The sequence below is a fragment of the Deinococcus alpinitundrae genome (assembly GCF_009982895.1).
Classification (GTDB): Bacteria; Deinococcota; Deinococci; order Deinococcales; family Deinococcaceae; genus Deinococcus; species Deinococcus alpinitundrae.
Map to the genome: position 1 here is coordinate 1 of NZ_WXZL01000371.1, position 254 is coordinate 254.

Annotated in this window: 1 protein-coding gene; it reads right to left on the reverse strand. The window is 49.6% G+C overall.

The genetic code is table 11. From position 1 onward, the window contains the following. The coding region (locus GUI70_RS23795; RefSeq protein ID WP_237725163.1) for a S46 family peptidase at positions 1 to 232 on the reverse strand (232 nt) is incomplete at its 3' end. Positions 233 to 254 lie beyond the last annotated feature (22 nt).

The following is a 254-nucleotide window of genomic DNA, read 5'->3' on the forward strand; positions in this document are numbered from 1 at the left end:
GCTTGCCGTTCTCGTATGCTCTCAGGAAAGTGATGTCGAGGTCGTATCGCGGATACGTAAAATTGTCGTAATCGCCGCCAAAGAACGATATCTGCTCTTCTGGTGCAAAGACAATGCGAAGATCGGTGTATTTCTTGAATCTATAGAGCCAGTATTCGCCGCCGCTATAGAAAGAGATGACCTCGCATTTCAGCTGCGTCTTCGCGGTGCAGTCCTTCTCGATATCGGCCATAACGGCCTTCTTCTGCTCACTC